We start from the raw sequence: 12,203 nt of genomic DNA on the forward strand, positions 1-12,203 counted from the left end.
CGCCGCACCATAGCGGCCGGCTGTTCACTCAATTCAGTCGTCCGCGCCGCCGAAACCGCGTTTCCAGATCAACATGGTCCGCTCAAAGGTGCAGACGACCTTGCCATCCTGGTTTTTGCCGATGGTCTTGATTGTCACGATTCCCTGTTCCGGACGTGAGGAGGATTCGCGTTTCTCGAGCACTTCGCTTTCCGCGTAGAGCGTGTCACCCGGAAATAGCGGGTGAGTCAGACGGATCTTGTCCCATCCGAGATTGGCGAGCGCTTTCTGGCTGGTGTCGGACACGCTCATGCCAACCATCAGGGCCACAGTGAGTGGCGAACAGACAAGCGGCTTCTTGAATTCGGTTTTCGACGCAAATTCATAATCGAAATGGGCCGGATGGGTGTTCATGGTCAGCAACGTAAAATGGACATTGTCCGTGTCGGTAATCGTTCGGCCCGGACGATGTTCGTAAATATGTCCGATCTCGAAATCCTCGTAATACCGGCCAAATGTTTCCCGGAACCGACCGGGGCTGACTTCTATTACTCCATCACGCATGTGTTTTTCCTTGCTCAATCCAGTGTGTGTTCAAAACCCATATCATGCCGAGGCAACGATATGCCGGTATCTTTGCATGACCGGCGCCTCCAGCATATGGCCATTATGACTGATGGCCCGACCGCCGGCTGCCTCAAATGCAGCAATGGCGTCCTTCGCCTCCGCAATTTCCGCCGCCGATGGTCGCATCGCATCCGCAATTGCGGCAATCTGCTTTGGATGAATGGCCGCTTTTGCATGAAACCCGAGGGATTTCGATTTTGCGCATTCTTCCTTCAGGCCGGCGTCATCGGCCAGATCTATCCAGGGCACATCGATCGCCGTGACCCCGGCCGAGGCACAGCACAGAATGAATGCGCCCCTGGCGGCAAGCAACGGCTCCCACTCCAGCTTCGTGCCGAGCTGAGCGGACAAATCTCCTCCGCCGAACATCATTGCGCTGACTCCCGGACTTGCAGCGATCTGATCCCCGTTTCGCAACCCCTGGACGGTCTCAATCAGCGGAACCAGTCCCGCCGTCTGTTCACCCAAAACGGCATGGACTATTTCCACCTCGGTCGCGCTTTCGACCATGGGCAAGAACAGCAGTGCCGGTAAATGAGGAGCCGCCTTGAGGGCCAGCAGGTCGGTCAGTCCCGCTTCCGTTTTCAGACCGTTGATTCGAACGGCCGTCTTTGGAAGATCAAGCGAAGTCAGGGCCTCGACCACGGATTCGCGGGCCGTACTTTTTTCCGCTGGCGGCACCGAATCTTCGAGGTCAATGCAAATCAGATCAGCGCCACTATTAGCCGCTTTTTCAAAGCGTTCCGGCCGATTGGCGGGCACAAAAAGAAGATTGGTAAAACCGGTCATGAACAGCAAATTGCCCTGCGATTGATATTGCCCCTTCACAATTTGTCCGGACAAATCTAAAGTCAACCAGAAAGTGAAAATAATTGCATCGTCACTGGCGTCCTCTGACACCAATTATCCGGGAGAATCGGGAAATGAGAAATATGTTGAAACATGTGGCACTGACATCATCCGCGCTGGCCTTTATCATGGGTGCGCCGGCCGCAGCGCGGACCCTCGATCCCGAAAAGCCCGAAGACGCCCTGGAAATCATGAAGCGGACCCAGTGCGGCACAGCAGATGGCGTACCGGCTGTCTATCACTGGTCCGGACGCGTCTATTCGCGGGTTCAGGGCGAGCCGGACCGGTTGCTGTTTAACGGGGAGGGCATGAATATCCGCCAATGTGTGCGGATCGAGGACCCAAAGCGGGGTGTCGGTTACCGGCAGGTCAGCCGGGAAGTGATGTTCTATCTGGATCCCAAGACCAATGAAGTGCTGCGGACCTGGGACAATCCCTGGACCGGCGAAACGGTCAAGGTAATGCAGATTGCCAATGATCCGGTAAACAGCCGCCCCAACTATCCGTACAGCGCCGACGGCAAACCTTACAAAATTTCAACCTTGCGCCGACAGGGCAAGTGGATGTTCATGCCGTTCGAAGTGCCGCTCTTTTACCACAATGTGCTGGCGGGCGACTATCAGGATTATGTCGGCAACAAATATCACGCGATGGAAATTTTCGATTTCGCCTTCCTCGCGGACGAGATGCTCGATACGCGCAACCCGACAGCTTATCCGACGATCAGCTGGGTGCGCATTTCGGACTGGATGCCGTGGATGAAGATGCGCGGTCGTCAGGGGCAGATGGTGTTCAATGCCATGGGCGCCAAGCTCAAAAGCTATGACGAGCTGCCCAAGGTGATCAAGGACGAGATTGCGCTCAATTATCCGGAATATACCGCACCGCCCCCGGGCGATGATCCGCGCAAGAATGAAACGACCTGGACCGTATTCAAGAAAATGATCGACGCGGAACGGGCAGCCGAGAAAGAGAAGAAGTAACTCTTTCCTCGCATTTCAAAGAGTTTTCTCCCTGGGGGTCGGCTGTAACGCCGGCCCTTTTTTTAAAACGGCTTCACATTGCCGAGAAAAGCGGTAGCCAGCAGCAGCAGATAGACAATCCAGACCCAGATTCGCGTCCGGTCCATTGTCCTCAGAAGCGGGATTTCGGTTTCGTCCGATGATCCTTCGGCGATCAGCTTGCCCAGTTGCGGACCGACCGGCTTGAACGCCACATCGATCATGATCGCGGCGGCGAAAATCAGACCGAACATCAGCGCCTTGGTCGCCAGCCAGACCGGGATCAGTGGCGCTTCATTGGCCAGGGAAGCAATGCCCAGGCCCAGATAGAAGAGCGTCAGGCCGATTTTCAGGAAGAATTCGATCATCCGGTCACGCGCAGCCCGCTCCGTCTGGTCATGGATATGCGCGTCCCAGACCAGCCACAGCCAGAAACCGCCCACCAGCCAGGCCAGAATGACGGCCCAGCCGGGCAGATCCCACCAGCCGCCGGCATCCGCCATGGTGAGCGTGATCGGCACCATCAGTGCCCAGGCCGTTCGCGGAACCATGTCCAGACTGACCAGCAGCTGCAGCAGGATGAGCCGTTGCGGCAGATCATATTTGTCCCGCTTGCGAAAATGCTGGCCGAGCATGAACACTCCAACATCTGCCCCAAGCCAGAGCACAAACAGCAGGACATGGATGAAGACCAGCAGCTGGTAATAGCTCATTGCGAAATATTCCATTGATACTCCCCTGCCGGATCTGAATTCCCGGTTTGTGCGAATTGCCTGGTGCAGGCGAATCAATCGCTTGCCAAAGCCTGTTTAACGTGTAAATTTGTCCGGACAAATCTAATTCAGAAACATGATCGTTTTCAACGGGGTTTATGGCGATGGCAACTGTGCAAAGTGGCCGTGCCTTGCCTATTCACTGCCGGAGGGGCAAAACAGCGAAATGACCAGTTCAAACCCGAATATCGCTTCTGCTCCCGGAGAGCGCGGAGAATTTTCACTGGGCTGGAAAGTCCTGCTGGCCGGAGTCCTGGGTGTCGCCTGTGGTGCATCCCCCATCCCGTTCAATGTCATTGGCTTCACGGTCGCGCCACTGACCGAAGAATTTGGCTGGACGCGGACGGAAATCCTGTTCCCGATCACGATTTTTGGCGTGATCGCTGCTTTGCTTGCGCCAGCCTTCGGATGGATGGCCGACCGGTTTGGTGTGCGCCGGGTTGCATTGGGATCACTGCTGGCCTTTGGGCTCGCGTTCGCGGCCATCGCCCTCACCCCAACCACCAACGCACAGTCGACACTCTATATCTATTACGCGCTCTGGTTGATGGTCGGACTGATCGGAATAGGTTCCACGCCTGTAACCTGGAGCCGGGCGATCAACATGTGGTTTTTCAAGAACAAGGGATTGGCACTGGGCATATTGCTGCTCGGCACCAGCCTCGCCGCTATCGTCGTACCGCCGGTGGCCGAATGGGCCATCCGGGAACATGGCTGGCGGGCGATGTTCGCCATTGTCGCCGGATTTCCGCTGCTCATTGCCCTGCCGATCGGTTTTTTGCTGTTCCGCGAACCGCGACCCGAAGAGCGGCCCCAGGCGATTGTCAGCAATGGCGGAAAACTGACCGGCGTCACCCTCGGCGAAGCCCTGCGCGATTATCGCTTCTGGCTGATCTGGCTGTCCATTCTGACCATCGCACTGGCCTTTGGCGGCGCGTTTATCAATATGGTCCCGATCCTCAGCGACCATGGCATTTCCTCCCAGAGAGCTGCCACTGTGATGCAGATTCTGGGGATCGGAATACTTTCCGGCCGCATCATCACCGGGATGCTGCTCGATCGCTTCTGGGCCGGATATGTCGCATTCCCGTTGCTCTGTTTGCCGGCGATTTCGAGCTATCTTCTGCTCGGGACAGACACGGCCTTTCTGCCTGTTGCGATCGGCGGGTTCCTGCTCGGCTTTGCGGCCGGCGCGGAAAGCGATTTGATCGCTTATCTGGCGAGCCGCTATTTCGGCATGCTGCACTATGGCAAGATCTATGGCATGCTGTACATGCCGTTTGGACTGGCTTCTGCGGTATCCCCGGTCCTTTATGCCATGGTTCGCGATACCCAGGGCAGCTATGATTCGATTCTCACGGTCGCCATATTTGCCTATGTCATCGGTGGCGGACTGCTGCTGCTCCTCGGCAAATATCCGGAAGCCTTTGGCCGACCCGAAGAGGAACCGGACACAGAGGAGGCAGTGACCGCGACATGAATGTCGACCGCCGGCAACTCATGGCAACAGCAATTTGCGCCGCCATGGCTACCGGTGCTCTCGCAAGAACCGCAACCGAAGATATGACGAGCAGTGACAAGGACAATATGACAGAAACCACCAATTATGCCGCCGTCGCGATGCAACTTGCCGCGCGGTCTGTCGAGAAAGCAGCTGATCGGACAGAGGCGCGTGCGCAAATGCTTGCCATGATCGGGGAAATCGAAACAAAGATCCGCTCGGCCACGATTTTCATCCAGCAATATGCGGGCAATCCGGTGAAGCTGGCCGTCCTCCCCGAATATCTCCTGACCAGTTATCCGGGACGTATTTCGATACCGGATTTTGCGGAAAAGGCGGCGCTGGAAGTTGATGGCCCGGAATATGAAGCGCTCGGAGCCATGGCGCAACGGCTCGGCATGTTCATCGCCGGCAATGCCTACGAGGTCGACGCCAATTTCCCGGATATCTATTTTCAGACCAGCTTTGTCGTGGCACCGTCCGGTGATGTCGTACTGCGCTACCGCCGGCTCAACAGCATGTTCGCCCCGACACCCCATGATGTCTGGTCGAAATATCTCGATATCTACGGACTGGATGGCGTTTTTCCGGTCGCCCGAACCGAAATCGGAAACCTCGCTGCGATCGCGTCCGAGGAAATTCTCTATCCGGAAATCGCCCGAGCTCACGCCCTGCGCGGTGCCGAAATATTCGTGCACAGCAGTTCCGAAATCGGTTCGCCGCTGGACACGCCCAAGGATGTCGGCAAGCGCGCCCGGGCACAGGAAAACATGGCCTATGTGATCTCGGCCAATACCGCCGGCATTGAAGGCAGCGCCCTCCCGCTGGCGTCGGCGGACGGCAACAGCATGATCGTCGATTACAAAGGCCGGGTGATGTCCGAATCCAACAGCGGCGAAACCTTTACCGCCTTTGCCGATATTGACCTCAACGCATTGCGCCGGACAAGACGCAAGCCGGCCATGACCAATTTTCTCGCCCGCCAGCGGCTGGAACTGTTCGCAGCCACTTACGGAGAAATGTCGGTCCAGAAGGCGGATGGTTTGATCCAGGACAATGACATCCGGACGCCAGATCGGGATTATTTTCTTCGCACCCAGGAACAAACGATTGAACGCATGATCAAGGATGGTTTGATATGACTAGCAAAACTCCGGAAAATCAGAAACTTGATGTTCCCCCGCCCTACAATGCCGTAGCCCGCCACGGGGTGTCGGCCGAACCGAATCACGATGAAATCGCGCGATTCAACTTCCTCGCAAACTTCAACAAGTTCATGGCGAGTGAACTGAGCCCGGGCAACAAGCTGGCCTATGACAAACGGGTTCTGCCGGCATTCCAGAAAACCCATGGCCGCGAACCGAAAGACCGGTTCGAGATCCGGCATGCAATGAACGATGATCCCTTCCACCGCTTCTGGTCCGCGCTGAAACGCAATTCGATGGAAATGCGCCAGCAAAATGGCCGGGCCATGGTCCTGCGGCAGATTGACGAAATCAACGCGAAAGCGCGCCAGTTTAACGAGGGCCGGGACACGCTGGAACTGCATCCGGAAATCGAAATACCCCGCTACCAGAGTGCGGTCGACATCCATTGCATGCCGGGCAGCTATCATGGCGAAGAGCTGCCGGGAGATGTCTCGGCCGGCGCCAATTATGATTGCGGAATATTCGCGACAACCGGTGGCGGTCTTGGTGCGCTGACTGATGGTGGCGGGCAGGCACTGGTCAAGTGGATCAGGGAAACCCGCCCGGGCTGGGAACCGCGCCGGGTGCTGGATATCGGCACCACGGTCGGTCACAATATCGTCCCGCTGGCGCTGGCATTTCCGAATTGTGAGTTTATCGCCATCGATACCGCCGCGCCGATCCTGCGCTATGCCCATGCTCGCGCGCAATCGCTCGGAGCAACCAATATCCGGTTCATTCAGGCCAATGCCGAAGACCTGTCCCGCTGGGATGACGGCACGTTTGACTGGGTGCAGACGACGATGTTCCTGCACGAAACCAGCGGCAAGGCACTGCCAAAGATTCTGGCCGAGGGCTATCGGGTGCTCGCCGATGACGGCCTGATGCTGCATCTCGAACAGCCGGAATATTCCGACGAAATGCCGCTCTACGAGCAGTTCATCCGCGACTGGGACGCGTTCAACAATAACGAACCCTTCTGGTCCTCCATGCATGCACTCGACATGAAAGACGAAATGGTCAGCGCGGGATTTGATCGCAGCGAGCTGTTCGAAACCGGGGTCCGCGCTGTGGTCGATACCGAAATCTTCCCGCAATCCGATACCGAGGAAGGGGAAGATCATGGCCGTGCCGCATTCTGGCATGCCTATGGCGCCTGGAAAAATCGCGATGAACTGCAGGAGGCTGCAGAATGACCGATCAGGCTTTTGACTGGATGGCCGCCGCCAACAAGAAGGCGAAAGGCAAACGACCGGAATATTTCGACGATCCCGAAGACGAGCGGATGCTGTCGATCCTGATGGCGGTTGTCGGCGAGGTATCGGTATTGCGTGAACGACTGGACACGGTCGAACGGCTGCTGGAAAGCAAGGGCAGCATTACGCGTTCCGACATTGACAGCTATGAGCCCGATCGCGATGCTGCCTATGAACGCGGTGCGATGGCCCGCGAATATATCTACCGGGTGATGCGGGGTCCGCAGCAGATGGTCGAGGAACTGGAACAAGCCGAACCGCCTGTCGAACATATCAGCGAGGAACTGAAGGAGATTTGATGCAGATTGCCGGAAAGCGCGCGATTGTCACCGGGGGAACCGATGGCATTGGCCTCGAAATTGCCCGGCTGCTGCAATCAAAAGGTGCCCGTGTGCTGGTCTGCGGGCGCAATGCCGAGCGGCTGGAACAGGCGCGCAAGGCAGGTTTTGACGCCGTTTCCGCAGATCTCTCCACGGCGGAAGGTTGCGCCGGATTGCTGGCGGAGCTGCAGGGCGAAGACATTGATATTCTCGTCAACAATGCCGGCATGGCAGGCAATTTCGGTCCGGATGATCCGCTTGATCTGAACTTTACCGACAAGGCGATTTTCCTGAATCTCAATGCACCGATGCACTTGATCGGGTCCCTGTTGCCGCAGCTGAAATCGCGTCCCGAAGCCACCATCGTCAATGTGACGTCCGGCCTCGCCATCGCGCCGCGCGGCGGCGGTCCTGTCTATTGCGCCACCAAGGCCGGGCTGAGAAGCTTTACCCAGGCGCTGCGCCACAATCTGAAGGACAGCTCTGTCCATGTGGTCGAAGCCTTGCCGCCGGTTGTTGATACCAACATGACCGCTGCTCGTGACGGCAACAAAATGTCATCGGCAGAATGCGCCGCGCAAATCGTCGCGGCCGTCGAGAGCGGTCGCGACGAAGCCAATGTCGGAATGGTAAAAATACTTCAGCTGGTAAACAGCATTTCACCGGCGCTGGCGCGGAAGATCATGATCCGGTTCTAGAACGGCTTCACAGCTCCCAGGAAACAGACGCTGGCAATGGTGATCCAGTAGATATAGGCCGAAATACGGGCCTGCCCGATCTCGCGTTCGAGCGCTGCCTCCTGCTCGGCATCCGGTCCTTGTGCAAGGATCCGGAACCGCTCGGTCCATCGCCGCATGACCAGCCGCAGGAACAGGCCGATGCACAAGGCAAAGGCGTACAGACCCATTTTTGCCGGGTACCAGAAATTGCCCGGTCCGGACTCGATCGGGCCACTGCCGCCGAATGACATGAATGTCAGCACAATCAGTGCGAGAATCAGCGGATAGCGTAATTTTTCTTCGAGCATGGTGACCGTGATGCCGATATCGGTTTCGCGCTTGATAAAGGCCGTCCACGTCATCGCGAGCCAGATCGCGAAGAACAGCCACATCCACCAGATTCCGGCCCCGTCGAGAAGCGGAACAAAGCCGTAAATCTTGCCCATGTGCAGGCCAAGCGGAAGCAGCAGCACAATGCCGGTACGCGCCAGAATATCGATGCGATAGGCCGTTTCCATATGCCGCCGCCGCTCTTCCAGCGACAGTTCCCGATTGGTCACATGATAGCTGGTCTGGAACACGCCCCATTCGCCGCCCAGCCAGTAGACCATCGCCAGAATATGAATCCACCGCAAAATGCTCAGTTCATTGGCTGTCAGAAATTCCATATTTTGCGTCCCTCCGCATCCATCCCTGTTCTGCCCCTAATTTGTCCGGACAAATTTAACTTGGCAAGTGAAAAATGCGCTGGCATGAAGAAAGACCATGAGACAGGCTGGGAGACAGGCATGAAACACCGCATCATCGAGGGGCGGCTGGAATATACTTCGCGCAAGCCGGAAATGGAGGGACAGAACCGCGGGTTTGAAACCTTCATGTTCACCCACCACAGCGATGGCAAGGTCACCATGCGCGCCCATTGCGAGATCTATGAGCCCGAACCCACGGTGATGCGGGACATAATCTACGCCATGGACGAGAATCGCCAGCCGATGGATCTGCATGTCCGGCTCACCGTTGGCGATGAATTTATGGGATCCGGCTGGATGCTGTTCGATGGTGAACAGATCGAAATGCAAAGCTATGGCCCGTCCATTGGCCGGTTGTCGCAAAAAGTGTCCGCGGAACTGCCGCTTGACGGCTTTGGCACCCACCCGATCGTGTCCGACGGGTTCATGCTGTCGACCAAGGACTGGGACGAAACTGACAAGCGCCTGCTCAATTGCTACCTGCCCTCACCCGATCATCGCGGCGCGACACCGCCGCAAATTGCCCAGGTCAAGATCGGCGCCGTCTATATCGGCAAGGAGGAAATCACCGTGCCTGCCGGAACCTTCCAGTGCAAACATCTGCAATTTGTCGATGACAGCAGCATTGTCCCTGGCACCGGCGGCATGGCCGGCGAGCACCCACCCTATGATGTGTGGATCACCGATGACGAAGACGGGATATTTGTCCAGGGCGGTGTCGGCGGCTACATGATGACCTGGTATGAACTGGTCGAGTTGAAGCGGTAGATCAGGCCTTGATCATAACCTTGCCCATATGGGCCCCGCTTTCGAGATGCGCATAGGCCTCTGCTGCCGCTTCAAATTCAAATACGCTTTCGACCAGCAGCTCGATTCCGTTTTCGGTCACAACATCCAGCGCTTTTTGCAGCATGTCGCGGCTGCCGGAGGCGATTCCCTTGATCGTGATATTCTTGCCAATCAACGCTCCCTGACTGGCGCTGGACTGGGCCTGCGGCGTACCCGACAGGGCGCCCAGCGTGCCGATCCTCGCGTTGACCGCACAGGCTTCCACCGTCTGTTCCATCGCCGGGAAACCGAGCGTATCGACAACCACATCGGCGCCTCGGCCACCTGTTGATTCGAGCAGCGCGGCCGCCCAGTCTGGCCGGTCCCGGTAATTGACCAGGTGATCCGCGCCCATATCTTTCGCCCGGGCAAGTTTTTCGTCACTCGACGAGCTGATCGCGAACTTCATGCCCATGGCCTTGGCGAGCTGCAGCGCAAAAATCGATACGCCACCGGTACCCTGAGCCAGGACAAGATCGCCCGGCTTCGCATCCCCAAAAGCCATCATCGCATGCCACACAGTACTGCCAACCACCGAGAAGGTGGCTGCGCTGTTGTCGCTGACCGAATCTGGTACGACAATCGCCGCATCCGCGGGCAGCAAGATCATTTCAGCCAGCCAGCCATTGGCGGTGACCCCGAGATCCTGCGCAAAAACACCGAACCCATAGGGTCCATCCTGCCAAGTCACGAAATGCGGCGCGAGCACCCGCTGACCGGCGGCCAGTCCTGATACGCCATCTCCAACAGCTTCAATCACACCCACACCGTCCGACAGCGGCACCCGGTCCGCAGGCAGATCGGTGCCATAGTCGCCGCGCAAGACCATCAGGTCGCGATAGTTCAGGCCGGCGGCCGAAACCCGCACCAGAACTTCTCCCGCTCCGGGCACCGGATCAGGCAGTTCTCCCAGTTGCAGTCCGTCAATCCCGCTTCGCGGACCGATTTGCCAGGCCTTCATGATTCGTCACTCCCCGATTCGCGCAAAGGCGCAAAAATACGGTCGATAAACTGCTTCAGCTTCGCTTCCCGGTCCTCCGAAGAAGCGTCCAGTCCTTCCAGTGCCATCAACCGCTCTTCCTGCACCCACATCTCCTGCGCCATGTTCATCACCACAGCAACAAACCGGTCCATGCCCGGATCATTGAAAAATTGCGGTTGCCCATCCGGACCGTACAGATCCTTGGGCGTGTCATCCGGTTTGAATTCGGGTTCAGCCATCAGCGCTTCCACGCCCCGAAGCCAAACCACATGATCCCCTCGGCGAGGCGGCCGGTGGTTTCGCTGTCGACTGCATTGGCATCCTCATTTGCAATGGCTTCGGCCACAGCATCCACCCCGTAAATGCCGATGCTGGGGACAACAAACTGAAAATAGTCATCGGCCGCAAAACCGCCGGTTTCGCAGAGCTGTTTGGGGTCTTCGTCCCGATAGCCCTTGTAGAAGGGCTCGCTGTTATACCAGCTGTCCCAGTCGAGATAGAAGCCGTCAAATGCGTTCATCTGGTCATTGGGCGGCAGCTCCATGTGCAACAGCAGACCGCCCGGTTTCAACACCCGATTGGCTTCGGCAAAAGCCTGCGCGCGCGTCTTTTTGGACAGCTCATGCAGGAACATGGACGAGAAAACGAGATCGAAGCTATTATCCTCATAGTCCAGCGCATCTGCGCTCATCTGCCGGAAATGGACCTCCTGGCCCTGCATCTTCGCCCGCGCCGAAGCATAGCGCAAACCGCCCGCAGCCGCATCGATTGCTTCGACATGCGCATCCGGATAGGTCTGTTTCCAGGGCAAGGTATTGTGGCCAATGGTACAGCCGGTATCGAGAATGCGCTCGGGCCGGAAGTCAGGGAACTTGCCTGACACATAGGCGGCCATGGAGAGACCGATATCATCGAGATTGGCGCCCATCAGGCCCATGGAAAAAACCGCCAGCCCCTGGTCATAGACCGCGCCTGCCTCAAGCGAAGGTCCGCCCCGCGTATAGCTGCCTGGCATCAGGTGCACCTCAATCGCATCCACATTGCGCGGGATTTCCAGATCGGGGTCCAGCGTGACCGAGCCCGGCCCCGCTTCCACAGCCGCCGCTTCCTTCTCCATCCGTTCCAGGTCACGATCAACAACGGCACCCGCCGCATTCCACACCATTTTCTGGGCCTGAACCCGCATCGCCGAATAGATATTGAACGCCGGATCTCCGCGCAGCGCCTGATGCGCTTCATTGCTGGTTTCGGGCGGGCGCCCGGCTTTTCGCACAAAGGCCGGAGCCGCCCTTTTGTCATAGGCGGTTCGCATGTCCGCCGCGAGATCGTTGAGAATGAAAGACCGGATTCCCGATACAAACCGCCCGCGGGCCGCCTCGTCCGGGGACAACTCGGGTTTCATAGGATGCTGTAACTCCACGCCCATGGTCTG

14 protein-coding genes are annotated in these 12,203 nt (G+C 57.6%); 7 read left to right on the forward strand and 7 right to left on the reverse strand.

Features of this window, described 5'->3' with window-relative positions; translation table 11 throughout:
- Positions 1-33: 33 nt before the first annotated feature.
- Positions 34-543: a MaoC family dehydratase gene (locus BUQ90_RS01505; protein ID WP_074203394.1), complete on the reverse strand. Its 510-nt coding sequence runs from the start codon at positions 541-543 to the stop codon at positions 34-36.
- Between the two features lie 42 nt (positions 544-585).
- Positions 586-1,395 (reverse strand): HpcH/HpaI aldolase/citrate lyase family protein, encoded by an 810-nt coding sequence (locus BUQ90_RS01510; RefSeq protein WP_074204797.1) that lies wholly within the window; start codon positions 1,393-1,395, stop codon positions 586-588.
- A 134-nt stretch (positions 1,396-1,529) separates the two neighbouring features.
- On the opposite strand from BUQ90_RS01510, the gene BUQ90_RS01515 reads away from it, so the two are divergent.
- Positions 1,530-2,438, forward strand: a complete 909-nt coding sequence (locus tag BUQ90_RS01515; RefSeq protein ID WP_074203395.1) for a DUF1838 family protein — start codon at positions 1,530-1,532, stop codon at positions 2,436-2,438.
- A gap of 62 nt (positions 2,439-2,500) precedes the next feature.
- On the opposite strand, the gene BUQ90_RS01520 is transcribed toward BUQ90_RS01515, so the two are convergent.
- Positions 2,501-3,184 carry a hypothetical protein gene (locus BUQ90_RS01520; RefSeq protein ID WP_239447327.1) on the reverse strand — a complete coding sequence of 228 codons (684 nt, stop codon included), beginning with the start codon at positions 3,182-3,184 and terminating at the stop codon, positions 2,501-2,503.
- Positions 3,185-3,395: 211 nt separating this feature from the next.
- Between BUQ90_RS01520 and BUQ90_RS01525 the strand changes: the two genes are divergently transcribed.
- The 5 genes from BUQ90_RS01525 to BUQ90_RS01545 are packed head-to-tail and all read left to right on the forward strand — an operon-like array spanning position 3,396 to position 8,191.
- Positions 3,396-4,709, forward strand: coding sequence for an MFS transporter (locus tag BUQ90_RS01525; protein ID WP_074204799.1), 1,314 nt, complete (start codon positions 3,396-3,398; stop codon positions 4,707-4,709).
- A gap of 20 nt (positions 4,710-4,729) precedes the next feature.
- Positions 4,730-5,872, forward strand: a complete 1,143-nt coding sequence (locus tag BUQ90_RS01530; protein ID WP_239447328.1) for a nitrilase-related carbon-nitrogen hydrolase — start codon at positions 4,730-4,732, stop codon at positions 5,870-5,872.
- Positions 5,869-7,113 (forward strand): class I SAM-dependent methyltransferase, encoded by a 1,245-nt coding sequence (locus BUQ90_RS01535; RefSeq protein ID WP_074203396.1) that lies wholly within the window; start codon positions 5,869-5,871, stop codon positions 7,111-7,113. Before BUQ90_RS01530 ends, BUQ90_RS01535 begins: the two co-directional genes overlap by 4 nt.
- Positions 7,110-7,472 (forward strand): hypothetical protein, encoded by a 363-nt coding sequence (locus BUQ90_RS01540; RefSeq protein ID WP_074203397.1) that lies wholly within the window; start codon positions 7,110-7,112, stop codon positions 7,470-7,472. Before BUQ90_RS01535 ends, BUQ90_RS01540 begins: the two co-directional genes overlap by 4 nt.
- Positions 7,472-8,191 carry an SDR family oxidoreductase gene (locus BUQ90_RS01545; RefSeq protein WP_074203398.1) on the forward strand — a complete coding sequence of 240 codons (720 nt, stop codon included), beginning with the start codon at positions 7,472-7,474 and terminating at the stop codon, positions 8,189-8,191. The genes BUQ90_RS01540 and BUQ90_RS01545 overlap by 1 nt, the downstream gene beginning before the upstream one ends.
- On the opposite strand, the gene BUQ90_RS01550 is transcribed toward BUQ90_RS01545, so the two are convergent.
- Positions 8,188-8,880, reverse strand: a complete 693-nt coding sequence (locus BUQ90_RS01550; protein ID WP_074203399.1) for a hypothetical protein — start codon at positions 8,878-8,880, stop codon at positions 8,188-8,190. The two genes, BUQ90_RS01545 and BUQ90_RS01550, sit on opposite strands and share 4 nt — an antisense overlap.
- 120 nt (positions 8,881-9,000) lie before the next feature.
- Here BUQ90_RS01550 and BUQ90_RS01555 point away from each other — a divergent pair, with 120 nt between their 5' ends.
- Positions 9,001-9,729 carry a hypothetical protein gene (locus BUQ90_RS01555; RefSeq protein WP_074204801.1) on the forward strand — a complete coding sequence of 243 codons (729 nt, stop codon included), beginning with the start codon at positions 9,001-9,003 and terminating at the stop codon, positions 9,727-9,729.
- A 1-nt stretch (position 9,730) separates the two neighbouring features.
- Here the strand turns inward: BUQ90_RS01555 and BUQ90_RS01560 are convergent, their stop codons facing one another.
- The 3 genes from BUQ90_RS01560 to BUQ90_RS01570 are packed head-to-tail and all read right to left on the reverse strand — an operon-like array spanning position 9,731 to position 12,173.
- Positions 9,731-10,750, reverse strand: a complete 1,020-nt coding sequence (locus BUQ90_RS01560) for a zinc-dependent alcohol dehydrogenase family protein (protein WP_074203400.1) — start codon at positions 10,748-10,750, stop codon at positions 9,731-9,733.
- On the reverse strand, positions 10,747-11,010 hold the full coding sequence (locus BUQ90_RS01565) for a hypothetical protein (RefSeq protein ID WP_074203401.1): 264 nt from the start codon (positions 11,008-11,010) through the stop codon (positions 10,747-10,749). The genes BUQ90_RS01560 and BUQ90_RS01565 overlap by 4 nt, the downstream gene beginning before the upstream one ends.
- Complete coding sequence (locus BUQ90_RS01570) at positions 11,010-12,173, reverse strand: class I SAM-dependent methyltransferase (protein ID WP_074203402.1); 1,164 nt, start codon at positions 12,171-12,173, stop codon at positions 11,010-11,012. The genes BUQ90_RS01565 and BUQ90_RS01570 overlap by 1 nt, the downstream gene beginning before the upstream one ends.
- Positions 12,174-12,203 lie beyond the last annotated feature (30 nt).

It is taken from the genome of Parasphingorhabdus marina DSM 22363 (assembly GCF_900128895.1).
Classification (GTDB): domain Bacteria; phylum Pseudomonadota; class Alphaproteobacteria; order Sphingomonadales; family Sphingomonadaceae; genus Parasphingorhabdus; species Parasphingorhabdus marina.

Coding starts and splice junctions, on each gene's coding strand:
- BUQ90_RS01565 (WP_074203401.1), bottom strand. CDS start 11,010: ATGGCTGAACCCGAATTCAAACCGGATGACACGCCCAAGGATCTGTAC.
- BUQ90_RS01545 (WP_074203398.1), top strand. CDS start 7,472: ATGCAGATTGCCGGAAAGCGCGCGATTGTCACCGGGGGAACCGATGGC.
- BUQ90_RS01550 (WP_074203399.1), bottom strand. CDS start 8,880: ATGGAATTTCTGACAGCCAATGAACTGAGCATTTTGCGGTGGATTCAT.
- BUQ90_RS01525 (WP_074204799.1), top strand. CDS start 3,396: ATGACCAGTTCAAACCCGAATATCGCTTCTGCTCCCGGAGAGCGCGGA.
- BUQ90_RS01520 (WP_239447327.1), bottom strand. CDS start 3,184: ATGGAATATTTCGCAATGAGCTATTACCAGCTGCTGGTCTTCATCCAT.
- BUQ90_RS01535 (WP_074203396.1), top strand. CDS start 5,869: ATGACTAGCAAAACTCCGGAAAATCAGAAACTTGATGTTCCCCCGCCC.
- BUQ90_RS01560 (WP_074203400.1), bottom strand. CDS start 10,750: ATGAAGGCCTGGCAAATCGGTCCGCGAAGCGGGATTGACGGACTGCAA.
- BUQ90_RS01530 (WP_239447328.1), top strand. CDS start 4,730: ATGGCAACAGCAATTTGCGCCGCCATGGCTACCGGTGCTCTCGCAAGA.
- BUQ90_RS01505 (WP_074203394.1), bottom strand. CDS start 543: ATGCGTGATGGAGTAATAGAAGTCAGCCCCGGTCGGTTCCGGGAAACA.
- BUQ90_RS01540 (WP_074203397.1), top strand. CDS start 7,110: ATGACCGATCAGGCTTTTGACTGGATGGCCGCCGCCAACAAGAAGGCG.
- BUQ90_RS01510 (WP_074204797.1), bottom strand. CDS start 1,395: ATGACCGGTTTTACCAATCTTCTTTTTGTGCCCGCCAATCGGCCGGAA.
- BUQ90_RS01515 (WP_074203395.1), top strand. CDS start 1,530: ATGAGAAATATGTTGAAACATGTGGCACTGACATCATCCGCGCTGGCC.
- BUQ90_RS01570 (WP_074203402.1), bottom strand. CDS start 12,173: ATGAAACCCGAGTTGTCCCCGGACGAGGCGGCCCGCGGGCGGTTTGTA.
- BUQ90_RS01555 (WP_074204801.1), top strand. CDS start 9,001: ATGAAACACCGCATCATCGAGGGGCGGCTGGAATATACTTCGCGCAAG.